Source organism: Prevotella jejuni, from assembly GCF_900187995.1.
In the GTDB taxonomy this organism is placed as follows: Bacteria; Bacteroidota; Bacteroidia; order Bacteroidales; family Bacteroidaceae; genus Prevotella; species Prevotella jejuni.
Map to the genome: position 1 here is coordinate 21672 of NZ_FZNZ01000010.1, position 24631 is coordinate 46302.

General features: G+C 44.1%; 20 protein-coding genes. 6 read left to right on the forward strand and 14 right to left on the reverse strand.

The genetic code is table 11. The features are described from left to right. Nucleotides 1-300 precede the first annotated feature (300 nt). Both CHB62_RS04850 and proS read right to left on the reverse strand, forming a co-directional pair. The gene (locus CHB62_RS04850; protein WP_089365917.1) at nucleotides 301-1236 is read right to left on the reverse strand and encodes a hypothetical protein; all 936 of its coding nucleotides are present in this window, start codon (nucleotides 1234-1236) and stop codon (nucleotides 301-303) included. 136 nt (nucleotides 1237-1372) lie between these two features. Further along, nucleotides 1373-2854: a proline--tRNA ligase gene (gene proS / locus CHB62_RS04855; protein WP_009010400.1), complete on the reverse strand. Its 1482-nt coding sequence runs from the start codon at nucleotides 2852-2854 to the stop codon at nucleotides 1373-1375. 377 nt (nucleotides 2855-3231) lie between these two features. Between proS and CHB62_RS04860 the strand changes: the two genes are divergently transcribed. Further along, nucleotides 3232-3909, forward strand: coding sequence for an OmpA family protein (locus tag CHB62_RS04860; RefSeq protein WP_089365918.1), 678 nt, complete (start codon nucleotides 3232-3234; stop codon nucleotides 3907-3909). Nucleotides 3910-5182: 1273 nt separating this feature from the next. Here CHB62_RS04860 and ettA read toward each other — a convergent pair. From ettA to CHB62_RS04905, 5 genes are all read right to left on the reverse strand, one after another. After that, nucleotides 5183-6880, reverse strand: coding sequence for an energy-dependent translational throttle protein EttA (gene ettA, locus CHB62_RS04870; protein ID WP_089365920.1), 1698 nt, complete (start codon nucleotides 6878-6880; stop codon nucleotides 5183-5185). Nucleotides 6881-7265: 385 nt separating this feature from the next. After that, complete coding sequence (locus CHB62_RS04875; protein ID WP_089365921.1) at nucleotides 7266-7520, reverse strand: protein NO VEIN domain-containing protein; 255 nt, start codon at nucleotides 7518-7520, stop codon at nucleotides 7266-7268. Between the two features lie 238 nt (nucleotides 7521-7758). After that, nucleotides 7759-8040, reverse strand: a complete 282-nt coding sequence (locus tag CHB62_RS04885; RefSeq protein ID WP_089365923.1) for a KilA-N domain-containing protein — start codon at nucleotides 8038-8040, stop codon at nucleotides 7759-7761. A 1737-nt stretch (nucleotides 8041-9777) separates the two neighbouring features. Beyond that, nucleotides 9778-12639 (reverse strand): hypothetical protein, encoded by a 2862-nt coding sequence (locus CHB62_RS04900; protein ID WP_089365925.1) that lies wholly within the window; start codon nucleotides 12637-12639, stop codon nucleotides 9778-9780. Between the two features lie 24 nt (nucleotides 12640-12663). Beyond that, entirely contained in the window at nucleotides 12664-12855 is a 192-nt protein-coding gene (locus tag CHB62_RS04905; RefSeq protein WP_089365926.1) for a hypothetical protein, read from the reverse strand. A gap of 256 nt (nucleotides 12856-13111) precedes the next feature. On the opposite strand from CHB62_RS04905, the gene CHB62_RS04910 reads away from it, so the two are divergent. After that, entirely contained in the window at nucleotides 13112-13351 is a 240-nt protein-coding gene (locus CHB62_RS04910) for a hypothetical protein (protein ID WP_089365927.1), read from the forward strand. Between the two features lie 58 nt (nucleotides 13352-13409). On the opposite strand, the gene CHB62_RS04915 is transcribed toward CHB62_RS04910, so the two are convergent. Continuing rightward, nucleotides 13410-13892 (reverse strand): methylated-DNA--[protein]-cysteine S-methyltransferase, encoded by a 483-nt coding sequence (locus CHB62_RS04915; protein ID WP_089365928.1) that lies wholly within the window; start codon nucleotides 13890-13892, stop codon nucleotides 13410-13412. Nucleotides 13893-13895: 3 nt separating this feature from the next. Further along, on the reverse strand, nucleotides 13896-14564 hold the full coding sequence (locus CHB62_RS04920) for a DUF308 domain-containing protein (protein WP_089365929.1): 669 nt from the start codon (nucleotides 14562-14564) through the stop codon (nucleotides 13896-13898). Between the two features lie 84 nt (nucleotides 14565-14648). On the opposite strand from CHB62_RS04920, the gene CHB62_RS04925 reads away from it, so the two are divergent. Beyond that, entirely contained in the window at nucleotides 14649-15167 is a 519-nt protein-coding gene (locus tag CHB62_RS04925) for a histidine phosphatase family protein (RefSeq protein ID WP_089365930.1), read from the forward strand. 287 nt (nucleotides 15168-15454) lie between these two features. On the opposite strand, the gene CHB62_RS04930 is transcribed toward CHB62_RS04925, so the two are convergent. Both CHB62_RS04930 and CHB62_RS04940 read right to left on the reverse strand, forming a co-directional pair. Further along, nucleotides 15455-16318 (reverse strand): hypothetical protein, encoded by an 864-nt coding sequence (locus CHB62_RS04930; protein WP_089365931.1) that lies wholly within the window; start codon nucleotides 16316-16318, stop codon nucleotides 15455-15457. A 410-nt stretch (nucleotides 16319-16728) separates the two neighbouring features. Further along, entirely contained in the window at nucleotides 16729-16932 is a 204-nt protein-coding gene (locus tag CHB62_RS04940) for a helix-turn-helix transcriptional regulator (protein ID WP_042855817.1), read from the reverse strand. A 620-nt stretch (nucleotides 16933-17552) separates the two neighbouring features. Here CHB62_RS04940 and CHB62_RS04945 point away from each other — a divergent pair. Together CHB62_RS04945 and CHB62_RS04950 are read left to right on the forward strand one after the other, a co-directional pair. Continuing rightward, nucleotides 17553-19148, forward strand: a complete 1596-nt coding sequence (locus CHB62_RS04945; protein WP_089365977.1) for a capsule assembly Wzi family protein — start codon at nucleotides 17553-17555, stop codon at nucleotides 19146-19148. A 34-nt stretch (nucleotides 19149-19182) separates the two neighbouring features. Next, a complete protein-coding gene (locus CHB62_RS04950) occupies nucleotides 19183-19632 on the forward strand; it encodes a lipocalin-like domain-containing protein (protein ID WP_089365932.1) in 450 nt (149 codons plus the stop codon). 401 nt (nucleotides 19633-20033) lie between these two features. Here the strand turns inward: CHB62_RS04950 and CHB62_RS04955 are convergent, their stop codons facing one another. Then, entirely contained in the window at nucleotides 20034-21140 is a 1107-nt protein-coding gene (locus CHB62_RS04955) for an MraY family glycosyltransferase (protein ID WP_089365933.1), read from the reverse strand. 311 nt (nucleotides 21141-21451) lie between these two features. On the opposite strand from CHB62_RS04955, the gene CHB62_RS04960 reads away from it, so the two are divergent. Beyond that, on the forward strand, nucleotides 21452-22210 hold the full coding sequence (locus tag CHB62_RS04960; protein WP_089365934.1) for a glycosyltransferase family 2 protein: 759 nt from the start codon (nucleotides 21452-21454) through the stop codon (nucleotides 22208-22210). A gap of 78 nt (nucleotides 22211-22288) precedes the next feature. Here CHB62_RS04960 and CHB62_RS04965 read toward each other — a convergent pair whose 3' ends face one another. Then, complete coding sequence (locus CHB62_RS04965) at nucleotides 22289-23515, reverse strand: glycosyltransferase (protein WP_089365935.1); 1227 nt, start codon at nucleotides 23513-23515, stop codon at nucleotides 22289-22291. Between the two features lie 286 nt (nucleotides 23516-23801). Next, entirely contained in the window at nucleotides 23802-24593 is a 792-nt protein-coding gene (locus tag CHB62_RS04970) for a polysaccharide deacetylase family protein (protein WP_089365936.1), read from the reverse strand. Nucleotides 24594-24631 lie beyond the last annotated feature (38 nt).

A 24631-nucleotide genomic window follows, 5' to 3' on the forward strand; every position in this document is an offset into this window, starting at 1 on the left:
CTCCGCTCATCTATCCTCTTAATGGAAAGGAGCGAAGGGAGGTGTAACAAAAAGGGCATACACCACACCCACACACCTATCCTTGTAATGGAAAGGAGCGAAGGAAGGTGTGTCTAAAAAAGGTACATACTACTCCCGACAGATATCCTCTTAATGGAAAGGAGTTAAGGAACATGTAGTAAAAAGCTCACACACCACTCCCACACACCTATCCACATAATAGAAAGGAGCGAAGGGGAGGTGGTGATGAAACAGCCCTCACCACCTTATTATATTATATATACTGTCTGACGAAGCCGATTACTTCCAGTTATGTCCTACTAATTTAGACACGGAGTTAGTAGTCATTACGGCGCCCATCACCTTTGACTTGATAGAAGAACTATACTCTGTGGCCCAGCCAGAAGGGAGGAGACGGGTCGTAATCGTACCGGCACCGTCCATTTTCGTTAGTCCCATCTTCTTCATCATCAACCATCCTTGCTCGAACTTAGCTATCATCGACTCGTCAGAACCCATCAGTTTCATCTTGTCAATGAGGAAACCTTTCACGTCGTCTTCGCTCATGTTGTTCTGTGTCTTACCTATGATGACGAGCTCGTTAGGCTCCTTAGTCACCTCGTATGTGACGATTGACTTTATTCCTTGCTGATTGACATCCTCTTTATCACCTGTCTTTAGCGTCTTACCAAAGAGGTTGAAGAAGGTTGAATGTTCCATTATTTCAATGAAAGTCTGCTTGGTTAGCATGTTGTTGAGCGACATCGCCATCTTATATTTAGGCAGGCTCTGCTCTAACTGAGGCTTTTCTTTATAGATAGAGTCGATGAACGCCATCACAAGCTTGCTCACACTGGCCTGCACCTCCTCAAAGTTTAGGATGTCGGTCACCTTTCCGTTGGCATCAGTCTTTACTCGCATAGGAACATTACCAAAGTATTGACTCACTATGGTCTGCGTCTGCAAGGCAGTTGACTGGTCGCCTTCAGTCTTAACGTCCTTGGTTTTCAATTCGATAACATATCCATCCGCATTGGCCTCCTTCACGGTAATGACGGTGTTACTACTCGTCTTGAGCGACTGGTCGCCACCGCCCATAGGTGTTGAGAGCTTCGCTTCCGACACAGTCGAATAAGTAGCTTGTTCGCCTTTCTGAAACTTAGCCTTGATGAGTGTCTGAGCGTTTAATGCTGTCAGAGCAAGGAGGAAAACAAAAGTAAGAAGTGACTTTTTCATAATTGATAATGTTTAAGTTAGTTGCTATGAATGTAAGGGCTGATAGGCTCGATAGGCCTTCCTGCCATCCTCTCAAAAGCAAAAACCAGCATTACCGAGGGCTATAAAGACCCTCGACAATGCCAGTTTTCGTTTATTAATATGACCTTGCGATGATGACACGATACTTAGCAGGCTTGCCGCTAACCATGTCGACGCCTGGAGTCTGCTCGAACATATAAGGGACACAACGGATGGTTGCCTGCGTGTCTTCCTTTATCTTCGCTTCAGTCTCCTCTGTTCCGTCCCAGTGACAGAGGAAGAAACCACCATCCTTTACTCTCTCCTTGAACTCATCATAGTTCTCACACTCATAGATATGAGCGTCGCGGAAGTCCTTGGCCTTCTTGAAGATATTAGCTTGAATGTCGTCGAGAAGGTTCTTGATGTGCTCTACGATGCCATCAAAACTTAGGCTTTCCTTCTCAAGCGTATCACGGCGCATCACCTCAATGGTGTTGTTCTCTAAGTCACGACCACCCATAGCAAGACGTACAGGTACACCCTTAAGCTCATAGTCAGCGAACTTGAAGCCTGGACGCTTATTATCGGTATCGTCATACTTGACGGTGATTCCCAACTCACGGAGCTGGTCGATGACTGGTTGTAGCTTGGCTGTCAGTTCCTTCAACTGCTCTTCACCCTTGAAGATAGGTACGATAACCACCTGAATAGGCGCAATCTTTGGAGGGAGAACGAGACCGTTATCGTCAGAGTGGGTCATGATGAGCGCACCAATCAATCGAGTACTAACACCCCATGAAGTGGCCCATACATACTCTGGCTTGTTCTCCTTATTAAGGAAGGTGACGTCGAAAGACTTTGCAAAGTTCTGTCCCAAGAAGTGAGAAGTACCACTTTGAAGGGCCTTACCATCCTGCATCATGGCCTCGATGGTATAGGTATCCAATGCACCCGCAAAGCGTTCTGTCTCGCTCTTAACGCCCTGTACGACAGGAACAGCGAGCCATTTCTCAGCAAAGTCAGCATAGACACGCAACATTGTCTGTGCCTCCTTCTCAGCCTCCTCACGTGTTGCGTGAGCGGTGTGACCCTCCTGCCAGAGGAACTCAGACGTGCGAAGGAATGGACGAGTGCGCATCTCCCAACGCATCACATTACACCACTGGTTGCACATCAACGGCAGATCGCGCCATGAATGTATCCAGTTTTTATAGGTGTTCCAGATGATTGTCTCACTTGTAGGGCGTATGATCAGTTCTTCCTCGAGCTTCGCATTAGGGTCGACCTGTACGGCGTTGCCATCTTCAGTAGCCTTCAAGCGATAGTGAGTAACCACGGCACACTCCTTGGCAAAGCCCTTCACGTGTTCAGCCTCACGTGAGAGAAAGCTCTTAGGGATTAACATTGGGAAGTAAGCATTCTGTACTCCGGTCTCCTTAAACATCTTATCAAGCTGCGCTTGTATCTTCTCCCAGATAGCATAACCGTATGGTTTGATAACCATACAACCACGTACAGCAGACTGTTCAATCAAGTCTGCCTTTATTACTAAGTCATTGTACCATTGAGAGTAGTTGTCGGCTCTCTTGGTAAGTTCTTTCAGTTCTTTTGCCATAAATACTTTATTCTATTCTTTTACTTTACTCTTTTAGGGGATTTCCCACGTTGTTATAGGTGTTTCCCTTTTGCCATTATGGCGTGAAACACTAACTTTGCACACAGATACAACTGGGATAAGCGAGCCTACGGGAGTCTTTCTCCCACCTACTTCGGCCAGTCTATCTATTGCGAAAATAATGCAAATGAGTGCAAACGAAGCTTGTCTCTATTTGCCGAGTTGGCTTATTTTCTGCAAAAATACAAAAAAATGTTGGCAATAAGGGCCCTATGGCGTATATTTGTTTAACTTTGCATGAATTAAAATGAATTAAGGCACGGTCGTTGACCATGCTGAATAAGGTAAAAGATAATAGTCATTTAATACGTTTGATTATGAAGAATATGAAGATGATGGCAGCAGGAATGTGTCTCCTCACTGTCGTAAGTTGTCAGACAAAACAAGGTACAGGATCATTAATCGGAGGCGGTGCTGGTGCAGCATTGGGCGGCATCGTTGGTCAAATAATAGGTCATAACGGTAAGAGTACAGCTATTGGTGCAGCCATTGGTGGCGCTGTTGGTGCAGGAGCGGGAGCCCTCATCGGTCGTCACATGGACAAGGTAGCACGCGAGGCATCGCAGCAGTTGCCTAATGCACGTGTCGATAAGGTGACAGATGCGAACGGTTTAGACTGCGTGAAGGTGACCTTCGACTCAGGTATCCTCTTCCCTCTGAATGGTTCAAACCTAAGTGCTTCGGCCAAGAACGACCTCACGAAGTTTGCTTCCCTCATGCAACGCAACTCTAACTGTGACGTTGCTATACAGGGCTACACCGACGCTTCAGGTAATGACAACATTAATGTCCCATTGTCACAGCGTCGTGCTGAAGCCGTGTCATCCTATCTGAAAGGTCGCGGAGTAAGCAGTCGTCAGATCCGTTCAGTACAGGGCTTCGGTAGTGCGAACCCTATTGAGAACAAGACTATCAGCCAGGCTAACCGCCGTGTAGAGGTCTACCTCTATGCATCCTCTGAGATGGTACGTCAGGCAAACAATGGTTCTTTATAAGTAATCAATAGATACAACGGGACAGTCGTCTCTCGTCTGTCCCAATAAACTTTGCTAATAAAATCTTTTCTAAGGGATATTGCCGAGGCAGTATCCCTTTTTCTTTGGAAAAGAAGAGGCGACACTCCATGCTTATTCCCCACGAATATGTAAAGAGTTTTCGCCATACTCGAATCCAGTATATGCCCTTCATGCTTCAAGAACATGCCCTTCAACGTTCGAGAACATGCCCTTCTTGCCCCTTGAAGACGCCCTTCTTGATGCTTGATAAGGCCCTTCTTGCTTCGAGTCTATAAGTGATTGATTTCTTGTTAGTTGCGATTTAGATTTTTAATTATATCATTCTATATCCGTAAGGGATTTCTTATGCGTTTTTGTCAGGTTTTTTCAAGAACGCAGGAAATCTATTGGGTGCTTTATTTCTCACAGATTTTCACAGATGAACAGAAGCCTTTCAGCGAACAGGGAGAGCACGCAGAGAAATGGTGGCCCCTCCCCGTCCCCAGCTGGCCCCTCCCCCTTCCCCTCCCCAAAAGGGAGGGGCGTGATCACCGAGATACCCCTATTGAGTGGATGTAGGCTTCGTGTTGTCCCTTGTTAGTATCTACGATAGCTGAAACGCTCTGTGTTCTCTGTATGCCGAAGGCGTTCTGTGGGCTCGAAACGTGCGCCAAAAGGCTCAGTGAACTCTGTGCGCTCTGTGAGAGAAAAAAATATCTAACATGAGAGAATGAAATGTCTTCTGTGAGAGAAAAAACTGCCCAGCAAGTCTCAAGCGTCCCTTTTTTCATTGAGGGTGCATTCTATTTCTCACAGATTTACACAGATGAGCAGAACACACAAAGTTTCACAGAGACGTTAAGTCAACCGATATCACAGAACGTTACAGCCAACAGAAGCCTCACCCCCTGCCCCTCTCCGATTGGAGAGGGAGTGATTACCGAGATACCCCTACATGTCCTCCAGATGTTCAGCGGCCCATCTCCTATCATTAGCAGGCCAAAAGGGGTAACCTCACATACTACTCCCCTCTCCATTCGGAGAGGGGCTGGGGGTGAGGCCTCTGTGAACTCTGTATGCCGGAGGCCTTCTGTGGGTTAGAAACTGTGCGCAAAAATGCTCTGTAAGATCTGTGGGCTCTGTGAGAGAAAGAATTACCTAAGAACCATGTTAGCAGCCCGATAGGGGTAACCTCACATACTACTCCCCTCTCCATTCGGAGAGGGGTTGGGGGTGAGGCCGCTTGTTTAGAGATGTTCCCACAGCTCCAATCCTACTCTTCCATCAGTTTTCTGTAGCGTCCCTTCTTAATCTCCTCGTTACCAAGGCGGCGTGCTTTATTGATTTCATAATCGGAGAAACCACCCTCGAAGAATACTACCTCACCATTACCCTCAAATGCAAGGATATGCGTACAGATACGGTCAAGGAACCAGCGGTCGTGGCTGATGACTACTGCACAGCCTGCGAAGGCCTCAAGACCCTCCTCCAAAGCACGCAACGTGTTCACGTCGATGTCGTTAGTTGGCTCATCGAGAAGGAGGACGTTACCCTCTTGTTTCAATGCCATAGCCAACTGCAAGCGGTTGCGCTCACCTCCTGAGAGGACTGAACAAAGCTTACTTTGGTCGGTTCCAGAGAAGTTGAAGCGTGAGAGATAGGCACGTGAGTTGATGTCACGACCACCCATACGGATGGTGTCGTTGCCCTGTGACACTACGTCATACACCGTCTTGTTAGGGTCGATATCCTTATGCTGCTGGTCGACGTATGCCAATTTAACTGTTTCGCCCACCTCGAACGTACCGCCATCGGCCTGTTCCAAACCCATGATAAGGCGGAAGAGCGTTGTCTTACCAGCTCCGTTAGGGCCGATAACACCCACGATACCGTTAGGAGGAAGCATGAAATTGAGGTCGTTGAAGAGCACCTTCTCACCAAAAGCCTTCTTCACATGCTGCGCCTCGATGACCTTGTTGCCCAGGCGAGGACCGTTAGGGATGAAGATCTCGAGCTTCTCTTCGCGCTGCTTCTGCTCCTCGTTGAGCATCTGCTCGTATGAGTTCAGACGGGCCTTACCCTTGGCTTGACGCGCCTTCGGGGCCATGCGCACCCATTCCAACTCACGTTCTAAGGTCTTACGACGCTTCGAAGCCGACTTCTCCTCCTGCTCCATGCGCTTTGTCTTCTGGTCGAGCCATGATGAGTAGTTGCCCTTCCATGGGATACCCTCACCTCTGTCGAGCTCAAGAATCCACTCGCTAACATCGTCTAAGAAGTATCGGTCGTGCGTTACAGCAATGACTGTTCCCTCATACTGCTGCAGGTGTTGCTCCAACCAGTCGATACTCTCGGCATCAAGGTGGTTGGTTGGCTCATCGAGCAATAGCACGTCTGGCTTCTGAAGGAGCAAGCGGCAGAGTGCAACACGGCGTCGCTCGCCGCCAGAAAGGTTCGTTACAGGGAGGTCACCCTTAGGACATCGCAGCGCATCCATGGCCCTCTCGAGGCGAGAGTCTATGTTCCAAGCGTCTGTAGCATCGATGATATCCTGCAACTCAGCCTGTCGCTGCATCAGTTTGTCCATCTTGTCAGCATCAGAGTAATACTCCTCCATACCGAACTTCACATTGATGTCGTCGTATTCCTTTAGTGCATCATAGATATGCTGCACCCCTTCCATGACATTCTCTTTGACGGTCTTGGCCTCATCAAGCGGTGGGTCCTGTGGCAGATAACCTACGGTATAACCCGGACTCCACACTACCTCGCCCTGAGTAGGCTCTACCAAGCCTGCTATAATCTTCATTAGCGTAGACTTACCTGCGCCGTTAAGACCGATGATACCTATCTTTGCGCCATAAAAGAACGATAGGTAAATGTTCTTCAGAATCTGTTTTTGGTTCTGTGGGATAATCTTTGAGACCCCAACCATTGAGAAGATAATCTTCTTGTCGTCTACTGTTGCCATTATGTCTTACGTTTGTTTTGTAGGCAAAGATAACTAAAATAATTCATATTGGCAAATAGAGACAGAATAAGAAAAGGATAAAGTAGATGGGTGGGTGGGGCGGTTTAAGACAGAGTAACAGGTGGACAGGGAGAACGGGTGGGGTGATGAAAGACAGAGTAACAGGTGGACAGGGTGGACGGGTGGGGTGATGTAAGACAGAGTAACAGGTGGACAGAGAGGACAGGTGGGGACGGTTTAGGACAGAGTAACAGGTGGACAGAGAGGACAGGTGGGGTGATGTAAGACAGAGTAACAGGTGGACAGAGAGGACAGGTGGGGTGATGAAAGACAGAGTAACAGGTGGACAGGGAGAGACAGAATGACAGAATGACATACTAAGGGATTATAGCTCGACCTTAGCCTGGTAACAGGTGGGGTCAGCACTAAGCCCTTCTAAACTGCCATGCAGTAATGTAACATCTGCTTGTTGGCCTGATTGCTTTAAGATATAAACACGATATAAGTAGTAATGTTCCTTATGCTCCCTACTAAAACGCATCTCTGTAGCACTGAAGTAGAATGGGGTATCCATGCTACCCGTCGTTGTCTTCACTTCTATATACCTTGGTGTCTTCCCGTCATCTTCGATGGAAAGTATATCTTAACCTATGCCATCGCCTTCAAGAACGGACGAGTGTTTAACGTTAAAGTTAATACCCAACTTTCCCAAACGGTCTTTTTCGTATGCCATAACCCAAGATTCTCTTTGCAAGCCAAGGCTGTTGTTCAATTGTTTTAACCTAAAACAATCTACGCCTTTTACTCCCTTAAAAGAGTTGTTTGGCCTACCAATGCCCTTCATGACATCATAAAGTAAACTAAAACACCTACTTTACTTACTCCACGCACCTACTTGGACTCATCGTAAAGGAGTTGCTGCCAGCCTCTGACAATAAGGGGTTGAATTCGACCCCTTTGAAGTTTGGGTTATTAAGCTTCTCCCACAAGCCTAAATACTCAAGTGTGTTCTTTTGTCGCATCCAGTTTTTAACGACATCTTTAGGCTCTACGGCGTTCTTCTGTCGGGCTATGTCCGTAATACAAATATAGTCAATTCCGTCCTTCGTCATCGTCCTAATGACCGCTTCTTTGACGTAGATTTCACCTTTCTTTACCATAGTATTGTTATTTAACAAATATATCTGCAAAGATAGTATAAATTCTGCAAGACGAAAGAAGAAAAGGGGAAAGAATTACTCGGAGGCTCTTTACGTGGCCTTTTGATAATTCTATAGCATCTTGACGAGTAATATATCTATTGTTGTAGAGATAGTGAAAGATGTCATAAAAGATAACAAAAGGATAACGAATTGTCGTTATTCGGTGTCTTAACTGATTGATATTCTGATTATTATTAGCCTCTTTTGAGAAACTCAGAACCGGTTGGACACATGGTGGGAGAACTCAAAAGTGTGCATGCTAAGCATTAGATAGGAAAGTGTTGGGCATCCTTATAATGCGGAGATGGGCTGCTGAACATACGGAAATCGTGTAGGGGTATCTCGGTGATCACTCGTCTCTTCATTCGGAGAGGGGCCGGGGGTGAGGCCCCTGTTGGCTGTAACGTTCTGTGAATTCGGTTGACTTAATGTCTCTGTGGAATGCTGTGTGTTCTGTTCTTCTGTGTTTTTCTGTGAGAAAAAGAACAATTGCGAGGCTTGCTGAGGAGTTTTTTCTCTCACAGATCTCACAGATTTAACAGAACCTTTTGGCGCACAGTTCGAACCCATGAGGAGGTGGCCCCTCCCCCAACCCCTCCCCCGCAGGGAGGGGCGTAATATGTGAGGTTACCCCTACAAGACAGCCATTAAGGGACATAACGAAGCCTACATCCTTTTTATAGGGGTATCTCGGTGATCACTCCCCTTCCCTTCGGGGGAGGGGAAGGGGGAGGGGCCACTACTTGCTTTGAACCCTGTGTGTTCTGTTCTTCTGTGTTTTTCTGTGAGAAATAGAACGCACCCACTGTATGATACAACACACAAACAACACGCTTGGGAGTTTTTTCTCTCACAGAGCTCACAGAGTTAACAGAGCCTTTTTGCGCACGTTTCGAGCCCACAGAAGGCCTCCGGCATACAGAGGTCACAGAGGCCTCACCCCCAACCCCTCTCCGAATGGAGAGGGGAGTAGTATGTGAGGTTACCCCTATTGGTCTGGTGATAGGAGGAGATGGGCTGCTAAACATTTGGAGGACATGTAAGGGTATCTCGGTGATCACTCCCCTCTCCATTCGGAGAGGGGTTGGGGGGGAGGCCCCTGTTGGCTGTAAGGTTCTGTGAAATCGGTTGACTTAATGTCTCTGTGAAGCTTTGTGTGTTCTGTTCATCTGTGTTATTCTGTGAGAAATAGAACGCAACCTCTGTGAGAAAAGAACGCACTTCTTGAGAAATAGAATACATTTCTGTGAGAAAAAGAATACTGGCTCTGTTTTTAGAGATTGTCAGGATATTTCGCTAATCATTCTCCTCTCTTTTAGAGGAAAGGCCCAACTTGAAGCAAGAAGACGCCCTTCACCATTCGAGAACATGCCCTTCAAGGGTCAAGAAGACGTCCTTCTTGATGCTTGAAAAGGCCCTTCTTTTGTCTATCTTATAACACCTTGATTTACTGATGGTTATTATGACCTGTCTCAGCTCTCATATTCATCCCCCAAGAACGAATATAACAAGATTCTATGTAAAGACTTTTCATAACCAATAAGAGCTAATATCTCTTTCCTAACCTTTATGGTCTGTGAAGTAGAGCGTACGAAAAAAGCTGCATCAAAATAGGGCTCAACCTAATTTGATACAGCTTATTCAAGTAAACTATAGCAAGTACAGCATTAGACTGCTTGCTCTGTAACCTTCATGTTATTCCTCTGCAACAGGGCGAACAGCAAAGCCGTAGGTACGAGTGTTGCGGTAAAGTGGATGAACAGAGTTGACATCGAAGCCCATAACACAGCCATTGTGATCGGTATTAGGAGTCGCTGTCCAATAATCACCAAACTCTCCATAACGACTCAATGTGCCGCCATCCGTAGCTTCTCTAAATCCAGCAGCAGGGAAGAAGATAGTTTCAGTCTTGTCGTTATTGGTCCAGAAGTTATGACCGAAGTTATTCTTATAGGTCTGTGTATTACCTGTACCATTCACGTTCATGGTTCCTCCATTCAAACCAGTCTGTGTGAAGCCTGTGAAAGCATCATTAGCTGGTACGCTAAACCCAACAGGACATGGATCGTAAATAGTCTTGACAACGGGCTTGCTGTTTGCTGTATTTTCTGCATACACAGCTGTATTATTCATTGACCACAAATTGTAAGAGGTATAATATGTGGCAAAGGCTGTATTTGCATTCAGTGAGCCGTCACCATTATACCCTGCTGTATAATAGTTTTGTGGGTTCTGGAGGATAGTCTGTATGTACATATCGCTTCCAGCATTCCAGTTAATTGTTCCTTGAGCAGGCTGTCCGCTCTTACCAGGGAAAGCGTCCTTACGACCCCACTGATACTGGGTTGTATATCCTGTTCTTGATGATGTACCAGGCAACTGAGTAATTGTTATTACTGCTTCTTTCTTCTTACCTATAGTCTGCTTTACCTTTACTTTTATGGTACGTGGACTTTGGTAAGGGGTTCCTTGCCAAGCTGTTGGCTTCCAACCTAAAGCCTCATTAGTAAACTTATAAGTATTTCCTTGCTTGTTGGTAACAGCAATCTTGTCAAGTGCATTCTTCGGTGCAAACCACAGATGCCATGACCAAAGGGTTTGATAATGTGTCGTAGTAACGGTAACCCATTCTGTTCTACGTCCTCTTCGTTGTTGTACTCGCTCTTGTGTCTGGTAAGTTCTTCTAACAGCTATAACTGCATTACCACTCTTGATATTTTCTTTTGTCACCTCAAACTTTATATAGAGGTTGCCATCAGAAGCACGTTCGAGTCCATTACCATCAACTTTAATAAGATTACTCTCGTCAGACCATAGGACCCAAGCCTTATCAATAGTTTTATTCGCACCATTATTTGTCTTTTCAATCCATGGGTTAGTAATAGGATTACCATCTTGATCTCTTAGCTCTGCAAGGGTATTACTATTACCTTGAACAGTCATCTTGTATGCACTACTATTAGTAGCACCATCCTTAATGGCGTTACCATACACCAACGGAATCTTATAATATCCTGGAGCAGATATAACATAGCAGTTAGCAGTGTTCTCTACTGCTGCCCCACCAGTCTTGTTTGAGAGGTTATAAGGTGCAGTAGCTGTACCCAATGGGGATGCAGTCTGTAACTCTTTATTGCGTGCATCAAGCAAGTTGATAGTCTGAGCAGGGATGAGGGTAGCAGTACCTTGCTCTGGTACAACGCTTCCATTGCTACGTTCCTTACTAAGACTACGTAGCCATGAAGGCTTATTAGTAGTCCATGTATTACCGTTATCTTCGCTGTATCCTACAACCTCCCATGGAATAGGTACGTTCTGGCTACCATTTGCGTGGCGGTAGCTATGTATGGTGAAGGCATCAGTCTGTGTGTCAGAGAAGCCAGCAGCAGAAGGACCATCAGCGGTAAGTACATACTCCCAATTGGAGTTTTTGTCGCTCAACTTGTATGTGCGTGTTGTGCCTGCAGCCCATGAACCTTTGAGAGTGACATGAATAGTTGTGTTATCAGTAAAATAGATATCAGCAGTCACGTTGTTACCATCAAGTTTCTGTGGTATCATATAGAAAGTGTAACCATCATTTAACTTTGTGAGGTCACGCTCATCAGCATTCTTATATGTCGTTTGATTTCTGATAATACTATTAGGGTTCTCATTAGTCTTATAGTTTAGTCCGTCAAGCGTTACCGTATGGCGCTCGTTAGGGAACGCTGTATTGTCCCATCCTGCAGTGTTATCTCCTGGCTCATAAGGGAGCTTGTACTTACTCTTCGTCAGTACATTGTTGATAGAAATCTTCTTAATCGTTTTATTGAACGAAAGGTCTTGACCAACAGCAAAGCGTATGGCTGTTAACGCATGATGGAACTTAAGGTCGCTTCTTGGAGCCTGATATTGTGTAGCGTATGTTACTTTGCCTGTACAAGCAGTCATAAGATCTACCTGCTGAGCCACATCAGGATTTACTTCAAACTCTATGATGGGTGCAGAGGTAGCTGTTGGCTGGGATGAAACAGTGATTTTATTGTTTCTGTCCGTCGTCTCTGGATAGACAGCATAGAACCGAGCGTAGCGTTGCAACCATGACCAAGGGATAGAAGGTGTGATAGTACCATCCTTAGCAGTAGTCTTTTCAGCGAACCAACTACTACCAATTGTATTCTCATTGTTGCTGCGAAGGCCCGTAGATGAGAAATTACCAAGGTTCGACATGGTGGTAATATTAGCACGAGTGCTTGGTTCTGTCTTTACAGGGTTAACACCCTCTACAGTCGTCTCAATCAAACATACGTTGAGGTTTCCATTGCCTTGTACGTCTAACTTATGACTGTCAAGGTCTTTGTTAGTCAGGTTTGGGGTGATAGCTCCACGTGTCATTGCTCCTCCATGAGTTAGTGCTTCTTCCTGTGCATCACCTACGTTAAATTGTACAACAGCACCCTTGTCACCATTGTTAGTGTTTTCTCCTAAGTCATCGTCTGCACAAGAGACAGCTGACAAGGTCATACCGCCAACGAACAAAGCAGAGAGTGCATGATAAAAAAATATCTTCTTCATTATTCTTAGTTAATTTTCTTTTGTTTATTCTCCAACTAATTCATCATCATTATCGCCTGTTGCTGGCTTTAGAGGTTCTATTGTGATGTTTTGACCAGTATTCCCTCCAAGGCGTACATTAGGGCTTGTGGCCAAGATATAGCTTTCCTCCATGACATTACATACCGATACAGTCGGTTTAAGATAGTTTTGTTTTTTCGTTTTTATTGTTCTCATTTTTTGATAAAATAATCTTGACCCACAGAGATGTGGGCTTTGAAAATAATAAGACAGAAAGTAGTGGTCATGTGTTTATCGCCTTATTCCTAATAAGATAAGACTCAACACGTCGTTACTCAATGCTATTCAATCTTTTTACCTATGATATTTATAATTGTTGCAAAATTATAAAGAATATTGTAATTAATACTCTTTTATCTTGCTTATTTAACTTTTTTTTAGTGCAGCATCAGTGAGAGTAACGTACACGAGGATGTTGAGGCATCGAAAGAAAACCGTTGTCAAAGAAGCTGTTAAGTCTGATGTAGGCTCAAAAGCGCATTGGATAAAGAAGATGGGAAGGGTCTGTTTGGGTTGCAAGTGTCACATGGTTATGGGTGGAAAGGGAATGGTACTTGCAGAAAAAGCGTCAGTTGGCAATGAAGGCGATAGTAAACACCTTAGGAAGACACCTACTTGTAATGGTCTTACTAAGCTGCTAAAAGTTTATTGAAGATTAGGGGTTATGGGAGAAGTATGCGCTAATAAATTTCTTGACAGATAAGGGGTGGTTACTTGTTCAGCTTTTCTTTTTCTAATAACCAGGCTTTTCGGGCCGTTCCACCAGCGTAACCACCTATCTCTCCGTTACTTGCAATGACCCTATGGCAGGGGATGATGAGCATTAAGGGGTTGTGGTGATTGGCATTGCCAATGGCACGTACGGCCTTGGGACGGCCTGTTAGTTTTGCTAAATCAGCGTAAGAGAGGGTCTCACCGTAGGGGATCTGTTGTAGCCCCAACCATGTAAGACGCTGAAAGGGAGTACCGTTTAGGCGCAAGGGAAGACGGAACACCTTGCGAGTACCAGCAAAGTATTCTGTTAGTTGGCGGCAGGTCTCAGTCAGCGCAGTGCTTTTCTCCGACTTATCCTCCTCCCATGTAGCCATCATTCGTTCGTCAATTGTATCTTCCCAGAGGCAATAGACGACAACATCCTCCGCCCCAGCAATCAACAGATTGCCGAGGGGTGATGAGTAGCGGCAGTAGTACATGGATTATTCCTCTACTACCTCAGCATCCTCTATGCCGTCAGTAACCATCTTGTCGCCTGTCACAACCTTTGCAGCCTCAGCCTTATCGTAGGCTTTGCGGACAAGATACATGCGGATAATCAGTACGAACTCTAAGACGCCATAGTACATAAAGGCCCACCCAATAACCTTTAGTGTGAAGAAGAGAGCGTCAGTTTCTATCGGTCTACTGATTAGTAAGATGGCAACAACCATACTGATAGTAGGGAAGATCCACATGTACACGGGGACACGGGCGTACTGGCGCGAGCGAGCAAGGTTCATAAACTGGTTGACAGCACCAAGGATAAGCAGTGCAGAGAGGATATACACCATCCAAGTAGTGAATGTGTTGGGCATGACAGCAAGGATAATACCCAAGACGATACTACCTACGCCCGCAATAGGGAAGGAGGGTGACTTGAGGTCTTCTTCCTCTTGCTGACCCTCTTGGAGTGCAGCCTTGGCAGTCTTCTTGGCCACTTTCTCCTTTTCAAAGTAGTAGACCATACATGCAACGAGTCCTGAGATGAGGAAGAGCACACCCACGGTGATGGTCATCCAAGTCATAGTATCTTCGCGATACTTGACGAGGAGGAAGCCAGTCACTAATACGATAATAGCCCTTACGGCTGAGATTTGAAGTACTTTCATGGTTACAAAAATACAAAATAATCCCTATTTCAAGGGTTAACTACCTGACTTTTTTATTATTTTTGCAGTAAGAATGAAGATGTTATGACGATATTGTATCTTGTTAGACATGGTGAGACGGTAGATAATGCCAATCATATTATGCAGGGTCAGACGCCTGGCGAGCTGAATGAGAAGGGTGTTCAACAGGCGAAAGAGCTTGCAGAGCAATTGAAGGATGAGCCGATTGATGCTTTTGTATCAAGCGACTTACGGCGAAGTATCCATACTTGTGAACTGATAGCGGCACCGCATGGGCAGGTAGTTGCGACTACTCCGCTGTTGCGAGAGCGTGATTGGGGGTCGTTTACAGGCAAGTATATTCCCGAGTTGGCTAATCTCAATGACCCCTCTCAATGGCCCGATGACATTGAGAGCTTGGACGCCTTGAAGGCTCGTGCTAAGGAGTTCCTTGCATGGGTAGGGCAGGAATATGCAGGAAAGAGGGTGGTTGCCGTGGGACATGGTATCATCAATAAGGCTATCCAAAGCGTTTATTATGACAAGCCGATGAATGAGTTGAGGCCAATGGGCAATGCTGAGGTGAGGATGATTGAATTATAAGGCTTATTAGCCTAATTAGTCTTATAGGGCTGATGGGCCATATAAGGCTGATAGGGCTAATATCCCAAAAGCGAAAAGGAGCTTCACATCACGTGAAACTCCTCTTCTTCTTCATTTAAATAACTCTCTTTTTTGTTACATCTCTAATTTGGTCTGAATGCAGTCTATACTCATTGGTTTGCTAACTGCTTTACAATCTTAATACCTTAAAACGTCTAACCTTAAACCTTTTATCTTAGTGCTTAGTATTTAAACCTGATTAAATCAATGTCTATTTATTATTATCTTTATCTATGTCCACCGAAAGAACTACCTCCATTTGATATGTTTCCGCCATTTGAACGGCTTCCACCGAAGGAAGGACTTCCGCCACCAAAGCTGTTGCTTGGCGCACTGAATGATCGACTTGGCTCAGTGCTTCTTGTTGCACCACCAAAGCTTCTGTTCCCGCCGAAGCTGTTACCGTAGTTAGGTTGTGTCACCGTCGTACGTGTCGAACTCCCTCGTGGGGCATAGTACTCGTTGTTTCGAGGTCCATCAAAGTTCCATCGTTGTTGATTACCGAAACTTCTTGGACGGTCATTCTGGTAGGTTGGGCCATTATTATAGTAGTAGTTACCTCCTCTATAGTAGTCGCCACGTAAGTAGTTGTCCCTCATTCCGAATCGACTATCACGTCCGTAGAAGATTTCTCTACCGTTATACCAGCTTTGTCCGCCGTTCATACGCCAGCTATGTGCGCCATTGTAAACGTTATAGAACGCTGGTCGTCCGAAATAGTAGTAGTCGCGTCTTGGATAGCGAGCGTAGACTCCGAATCTCCAGTAGCCTCCGTCCCATCTCAAAGGACGGTAGAAATAAGGTGCATCGATGAATGCCCGATATTGCCAATCATAGAGTATATAGCTCAAGTCGACGTTGCGATGCGACCAGTAAATGCCGTAGAGGTCGTCAACAGTATTAACACTCATGAGGTAGTCGAGGTTTATCTCGTAGGCAGCCTCATATTGTGCCTCTGTCAGATTTAGCTCGTAAGCCATCTTATCTGTTAGAAAGAGTGCTTGTATTCGAGCCTGCTCATAACTCATTGCACTTGTTGTTGCAATGCTGACTATGAACGATGCGATGAGGGTTAGTACTATCTTTCTCATAATCGTTACCTTTATTAAGTTCTTATTCAAGTCTTAGAGTGCTCCGAGAAGCGTCCCCTAACTTTCATGATGCAAAGGAACAAATAAAAAAACGACTATGAAAAGGATTTCCCCTACATGGTGGGGGATTTTCCCTAAACATGTGTTTAGGGCGATAGAAAGGTGTTATTTCTCTACCTTTATTATAGTGTTTAGTTTTAATATAAAGCTGCCGTCATCTTTCACTACCCCGTTTAATCGCATGTAAACAAGTTAGCTGTTTGCCTATGAAAGATGTCGGCAATGAAAGGGAGGTTAGTTTTAATGGAGTCACTTTACGAACGCTATCTCATCATAACAGAATCGGTATTCACCGTCATCTTCTGTCAGAATACCAGCAAAGAGGCCTTTTCGGTAGATTTCTGCTTGTTTCATTGTTTCTTGGTTGGCGTAAGTTCGTAGTTAAACAAATCGAGGAGCTGGTTCACCTTATCCATCTTTAGCGTTTGTTTTCCTTGCTCTAAATTGCGAACAAAGCACAGTCCTACACCAGACTTCATGGCAAGGTCTTCTTGTGTAAGTCCATATTCTTTACGCAAGGCCTTGACAACCATCGATAATTTAGTTCGTTCCATATTAATTATATTACTTCGGATGTAAAGGTACAAGTTTTTCCTTAAATTATATCATAACGAATATAAAAAAGCAAGATAATAATGTTTTTATATGCTTTCGACTATAAAAAGGGGCGTAAAACAGCGTGGTTACGGGTCTTGTAAGTGGCTTTTTGGATGCTAAAGGAGGGCGAACAGATAGTGTGGTCATGGGCGGCAGTATTCGGAAGGGGCCGTTTTGGAATTTCTTTTCATGAAGAAAAATATTTTTTTTCATGATAATAAATAATTATTTTCATGAAAATAATTCGACGACAACGGCGTCTTTGGTGAAGGAGAAAACGCTGAGAGCTGTTGTGGACTGTGTTTTTTGCACTCGGAAAGTTTATTATCTACGGTGTAGAACTTTGCTTTTTACGTTCGGAAAGCTTATTATCTACGTTGCAGTATTTTATTAAAAACATTCTAATACATTGCTATTCAGAATACACGAGAGAATGGTATACGGGATAATAGCTAATTATTTACATTCAGCGGGCGTGTTGTCTATAATATAATAATGTGTATTCACTTACAGAGAATTAAGTTGGTTAATCGTCTTTTTTTTCTTATCTTTGTGGCTGATATTAACTTTTATAATGATGAAGAAGTTACTTTCAACCTTGATAGGTGTGTTGATAGCATCGACAATGCAGGCTCAGTATCAAGAGCCCGTACGTCGTGACACGTCAAGGTTGCAGCCATTAAAGGGCTTAGAATATAAGGTGGAGATGCAGGGGAGCCTTGCCAAAGGGCGAACACCCCTCTGGCTCAATGCCAATAAATACGGACTGAGTTCGCTGGAGACGGCGAATGGCTATGTGCGGGGCGGTATAGAGCGACCTTTGACGACGGATGAGGGGCGGAAATTCGGTTTAGGCTATGGCTTAGACGTTGTACTGCCTATCAACTATACGAGTAAGGCTATTATTCAGCAAGCATACGTCGAGGGACGATGGTGGCACGGAACACTGACCATTGGAGCGAAGGAAGAGCCGATGGAACTTAAGAATAATGAACTGAGTTCGGGCTCGCAAACGTTGGGAATCAATGCCCGCCCAGTCCCACAGGTGCGTTTGGCACTGGCAGACTATTGGACACTACCGTTTGCGAATGGCTGGTTGCACATGAAAGGACACGTCGCCTACGGAATGACAACCGACCAGAATTGGCAGCACGACTTCACCGCTAAGCAGTCGAAATATACCGACCGAGTGCTCTATCATTCAAAGGCAGGCTATCTGAAGATAGGTAACGAAGAGGTGTTCTGTCCGTGGTCATTAGAGATGGGATTGGAGATGGTGAGCCTTTTCGGTGGTACCTCTTATCTCTCAGATGGGCATGGTGGTATGCAGAAGATAGAGAATGGGAAAGGACTACGAGCCTATTGGCATGCCTTTCTGCCAGGTGGAGCCGACAATGGTGAGACCACCTATCAGAATGTGCAGGGCGACCAGTTAGGCAGTTGGGTGATGCGTCTGAACTATGATGGCGACTGGAGCGGTTTTTCCCTCTATGCCGATAAGTTCTTCGAAGACCATTCAGCCATGCTTCAGCTCGACTATGACGGCTATGGCGAGGGTAGCGAGTGGATGGAGAAGAAGCAGCGTCGCTATTTGCTCTACGATTTCAAAGATTGGATGTTAGGCTTTGAATATCGTTATAAACCCGATAACTGGCTGAACAACATCGTCGTTGAGTATCTTTACTCAAAGTATCAGAGTGGACCGATATACCATGATCACACCATAACGGTGGCCGACCATATCGGAGGAAAGGACAACTACTATAACCATTATATCCTTCCTGGCTATCAGCATTGGGGCCAAGCGATGGGAAACCCGCTCTATCGGTCGCCTATCTACAATGAGGATGGGACCATCTACTTTAAGGATAACCGCTTTGTGGGCTTCCATGTAGGAATGAGCGGGCACCCTTCTGAGTGCTTCAAGTGGCGTTTCCTCGGTACATGGCAGGAGGGCTTGGGTACTTACGAACAGCCTTACACGAAGAGACGACACAACGTCAGTCTGATGGGAGAGGCTACTTACACGCTACGAGGGCAACGACTGCCAGCATGGATGCGCAACACTGATGTGCGGATGGGTGTTGGGGCCGACTTTGGGTCAATCCTCCATGGGAATAACTACGGACTGCAATTGACCATTGCGAAGCGTGGCCTCTTGGGAAAGCGGTAGTCTGCTGATTATGAATAAAGTAAGAAAAAAGAACATGAAAAGAATAAAGATATTATCCTTTGTCTTGCCTCTATTAACGTTGCTACTCTCCTCTTGTTCGTTAGAGACCGATAACGACGCAGGTAGATTAGAGGGTATGTGGCATTTAGTCAGTGTCGAGACAATCAGTACAGGAGTAACGGAAGACTTGAGTGAACAGGTTGTCTTCTGGTCGTTTCAGGCCAAACTCTTACAGATGGAGGATAAGACAGGACAGGTCAACAGTTATCTCTATCGTTTTCGCATTGATAACGACCAACTGAGACTGTCGTCTCCTTACCTCTTCGACCGTGAGAATGGCGACCATCCTTTGACTGCTTACGAAGCGACATTGGGTCGTTATGGCATTAAGAGTCTTACTCCCACGTTTCGTATTGAGAGGGTTGACAGGCGTAAGTTGGTGATAAATGACGGTACGGTAAGGCTCTACTTCGATAAATTCTAAGGGATAGTCGATGGCTAAATACGGTAGATAATCGGCGAAGCGATAGTAGTCTGCGATGCTCGTAACCCATACTCATAGCGTTTCCTCGTTCTCTTCTTTCTGTCTGAGGAGGGCTGGTGGATAATGTGTTGAGGCTTGATACAGAATGTGTTAAGGATTGATACCTATTGTGTTAAGGCTCGATACAGAATGTGTGGAGGTTTAACATGCGGGCTGCGGAGAGCGGTTATGTCGTAAGATGTTGCAGTCATAGGAGTAAGCAGACGGATAGTAATCGAAAGAGACGAGTTTTTTAACGGTCATGAGAATAAAACGAGAAAAGGTAGGCCTGCGCCTACCTTTCTGCGTATAGAGAATAATGTCCTGTTCTGATTACCATCGTTTCTTTCCATCCTCCGCATTTACTCCGTAAACGGCAGAGCTCCCCTCCTTCTGATAAAGGAGTCGAGTGTGTAATGGAAGGCGATGTAGATAACGACATCTATCGCAATAATCCATGTCACAAGCAAGTGATTGAAGAGCGAGAGATTGATGATGATAAAGAGAAAGGACAGTGCAATAACACTAATCAACGTCTGATGCTGAGTTAGTCCTGCACGTATCAACTTATGGTGGATATGGTTCTTATCTGCCCTGAAAATCGGCTTGTGATGCAATAATCGTACGATGATAACCCTGAAAACATCAAAGGTTGGTACGATAAGTAAGGTGACGGAGAGGAGTGTAGCCCCCTTCTGATAAGGCATGACATGAGGGTTATACATACAGAACTTAATCAGTAGTACGCCAAGGATATAGCCAAGCGTCAAGCTACCAGAGTCGCCCATGAATATCTTTTGGTTCTTCTCCTGCTTTCCCCAGATGTTATGATAGAGGAAAGGCACCAAGACTCCCATCAAACCAGCGATGAGGATGCAGTAAACCCATATATGTTCGCGATGGAAAACATAGAAAAGCCCCGACAAGGCAATGAGCGTTAAGCTGGCAGAAAGGCCGTCAATGCCATCAATCAGATTGATAGCATTCATGATAAAGACCAGAACTCCAACGGTAATCACCATCCCCACGAACGTTGGTATCTCATAGATGCCCAAGAAACCATAGAGGTTATTAATGTAAAGATAGGACATCGGCAACAGACTGGCAACCACTATCTGTACAAGAAGTTTCAGTTTAGCCCTCACACCAAAGATGTCGTCCAAGACACCTGTTATGTAAATAATCGTGATACCCACGCCAAAGAAGACACTCCAAGGACTAATCCCAATCTTACTCCCTTTACTCGTATAGACCCACGTCAGCAGGGCCACGAGTGTAGCCACCAGCATACTCGGCATGAACGAGACGCCCCCTAAGCGTGGAATAGCATTCTTGTGTATTTTTCTGGCATCTGGTGTGTCATATAACTTCCGCTTTTTACAAAACGAGAGAATCTGTGGTATCATAACGAAACCACAGGTCGCACTCATGGCAAAAGCAAAGAAGCTGATTAAAGTGTATGTCGACATATTCTAAAGTATTCTCTTCTTTCTATAAACTCTTTTTATGTAATTATATTGTATTGTAGTGTTAGAAAGTTTTAATTATTGTTTTGCCTTTAGTCGAGACTTTTATCTTTCAGAATAGTCTTGTATGTCATTTTCTTTTTGTACTTTTGTTGGCAATTGAGCTTTATGTGTTTATACAGCAACATCAGAGATGTAATCAAATTGTTAAAGTAGGAAGTACTAATAATTAAATGGTTTCATTCAGTAGTAGTATTCATTTAAGAGTAGGCTTTTGATGAGGAACTATGTAAACATATCTAATATTTGATAGAATGAAAATATCTATTATTACAGTAACTTTTAATAGTGAGAAAACGCTACAAGACACCTTAGATTCTGTCTTGCGACAGGATTATCGCAATATTGAACACATTATAATAGATGGTGGTTCGACGGACTCAACAGTAGATCTTATACGAGCATACGCCTCAAAGACAACCTCTCATTCAGTGAAATGGGTATCTGAGAAAGATCGGGGTATATATGATGCTATGAACAAAGGGATAGCAATGGCTACGGGAGAGGTTATTGGAATCCTTAATTCTGATGATTATTTTACATCGGACGATATAGTTTCTAAGTTAGTAAGACCATTCGAAGATGAGGCTTTAGAAGCTGTGTATGGCGATATACACTTCATTCATGACGGTGAACCTGATAAGGTTACGCGCTATTACTCATCAAAAATCTTCTCCCCTTTCTGGGTTCGTTTTGGTTTTATGCCAGCCCATCCCTCATTGTATGTACGGCGTGAGGTCTATCAAAAGATAGGTCCTTACAAACTTGATTATAAGATTGGTGCCGACTTCGAGATAGTTGTTCGCATGTTTTGTGTTCATAAGATTAAGTCGAAATATCTTAATCTTGATTTTGTTACAATGCGCAATGGCGGTGCAAGTACGAATGGATTTCATAGCCATCGCTTGCTTTTGCAGGAAGATACTCGTGCCTGTCGGGAGAATGGAATATATAGTAATCAATTCTTGATAGCGCTCAAATATCTCTATAAACTCTTTGAGTTTAGGATTTAAAGGATAGACCTTTATAGAAAGTTCACGGACTATTTCAAGGTTGTTTGCAAACAAAATGGCGTGTGTCTTAGTAGCGTGTTACTTCAATAGTTGATTGTACAGCTTAAAGTATTCCATGTATTGTGTGTCCATATTGAAATATGTCTTTACTCGTTTGCGGCATTCTTTGGTGTATTTGTCCTTACCTTCCACACATACTCTCTTTATGATGTTAGCAGCTTCTTGTATATCACCTTGTTGGACAACAAACCCTGTATGCTCATCAATGGCTTCTGGACTTCCTCCTGTTTTGTAGGTGATGACAGGTGTCCCACATGCCATTGCTTCTAAGTTGGTAGTGGGGAAATTGTCTTCCCATGTCGGGTTTAGGAGTATATTTGCAGCAGAATATAATGCTATGAGCTCTTTTATGTTTTGTGTGCGTGGAATACCGATGACGCCTTGTGGTATTTTTTTCTGTTCTTGGCTGTTTAGCCCGACAAGAACTATTTGAAACTGATTGTCTAATAACCTTCTTAGTTGTATGAAATCGTTTAATCCCTTATGATACCAATTGGAGGCAATGCCCAGTATGATGGGCTTTGTCTCGTTTATTTTATATTTTCGTAGTACTGGTAAGAAGTTTTCTGTGGGCTTGAAAATCTGTGTATCAATACCATTGTGTATGGTAATTATGTTTTGTTCTTTTAAGAACGATTGTTTTAACTGGTTTTGTAACCAAGTACTTACAGGTATTAGTGTTATATTATCCAAGGAAGTGAAAGCCTTCCTCTTGTCTTCAAAGTTCTGATAGGAACGGTCACAGAGCCAGCTTTTAGGGTAAGTTCTGAGGTTAGGACATTTTTCGCAGTGCAGCTTCCACTTCTCACAGTTGATAAACATATAGTGTGCACAATGTCCTGTAAAAGCCCAGCAGTCATGTAGAGTCCAGACAACAGGTGCATTATATTGCTTGAGAAATTCAAACAATAATTGGTAATTGAGGTAGTATCCATGAATGTTATGTAGGTGGATAATATCTGGCTGTATGCTTTGTATGTATTGAATGAGCTTGCGGGTAACATTCTTTGAGTTCAGTCCGTGGTTATCAAAGAACCGACTAATGACTCCATGCCTTGCTTCATCCCATTTGCTTCCGATGTGATAGAGTGTAGACTGGCTTGGATTCATCCATCTTCCGTATGCAATGTAGCTTTCCCAACCATGGTTGAGAACTATCTTACCTATGCCTTCCGCAATCTTTCCATGTGAACCCCAGTTAGCGGTAATGTTGATTTGCAGTATCTTTTTGTGTTGACTTCTCATTTAAATACAATTTAGAAATTCATTGTCAGAGTGTTGCTTGTTGTTGACGGTCTCCCCAACTAATCTGTTAATTTCAACAAAGTACCCATTCTTTTGAGAGCGTTGACCCTTTGTGTTAAAAGGGTTGACGGTTTTCGCAAAAAAGGTCTACCTTTTTGATTAAAAAGGTAGACCTTTTTCAAGAAATAGGTCAACCTTTTTTCTGTGAAGTGTCAATACGTACTACATTCGTTACTTAATCATTGGTAGCTCCCATAATCAGGGAGACGTTGGGAAATATCTTATATTATCTCTTCTTTGCACTAAGAAAGTATTTTAGATGTTGTTTCGGCCAGAATGGTTCAAAGTGGCGGCGATTGATAACTTTTCCGCTGAATGAGAAATAATGTTTGTAATCTGATTGTGAAAAGACATATTCATAAGTTTCACATGCAATGTTTATTGACAGTTCGTTGGCTTCCGTTAGTTTACCATAGGGGAAAGCAAAGTATTGGCATGGCTTACCGAGCTTCTCCTCAATGATGCCTTTGCATGTAATGATTTGATAACGTAGGATGTCCTCGTTATCGTCATTTATCATGTAGTGATCCATAGTGTGTGCTCCGATAATGAAACCTCTATCAGAGAGTTCCTTTATCTGATTCCATCTCATAGGCTGCTTGTGGTGAGTCATGACGATGTGCTCATTGAAGTTGTCTATATATTTCTGATCTCCTTCAACATAGTTCGGATTAATAAAGAAACAGGCATTCACACCGTATTCTTCTATTACTGGAGCAAAACAATCGTAACACTCACTGAATCCATCATCGAATGTAAAAGCGACAAGTGGCTCTAAAGGTTGTTGCTGCGTCGTAATGAGCTTTACGGCTTCTTCAAAGCGTATGAACTTGACGTATTTAGACAGTTCTTTCAATAAAGACCTAAATGTTTCAGGTTCTGTTTCGTCCAATATTCTGTGTCCGTTCAGAATGTGTATCCCTGGTTGTGGTTTACTAAATGTTCCGAGAATATTTAGTATAATATTCCTAATATAGGATCTTATTTTGAAATATGTAGAGTCTGTATTTGTCGGCATAATGTTGAAGTTGTTTGTTGCTGAAAGTATATCCTCTT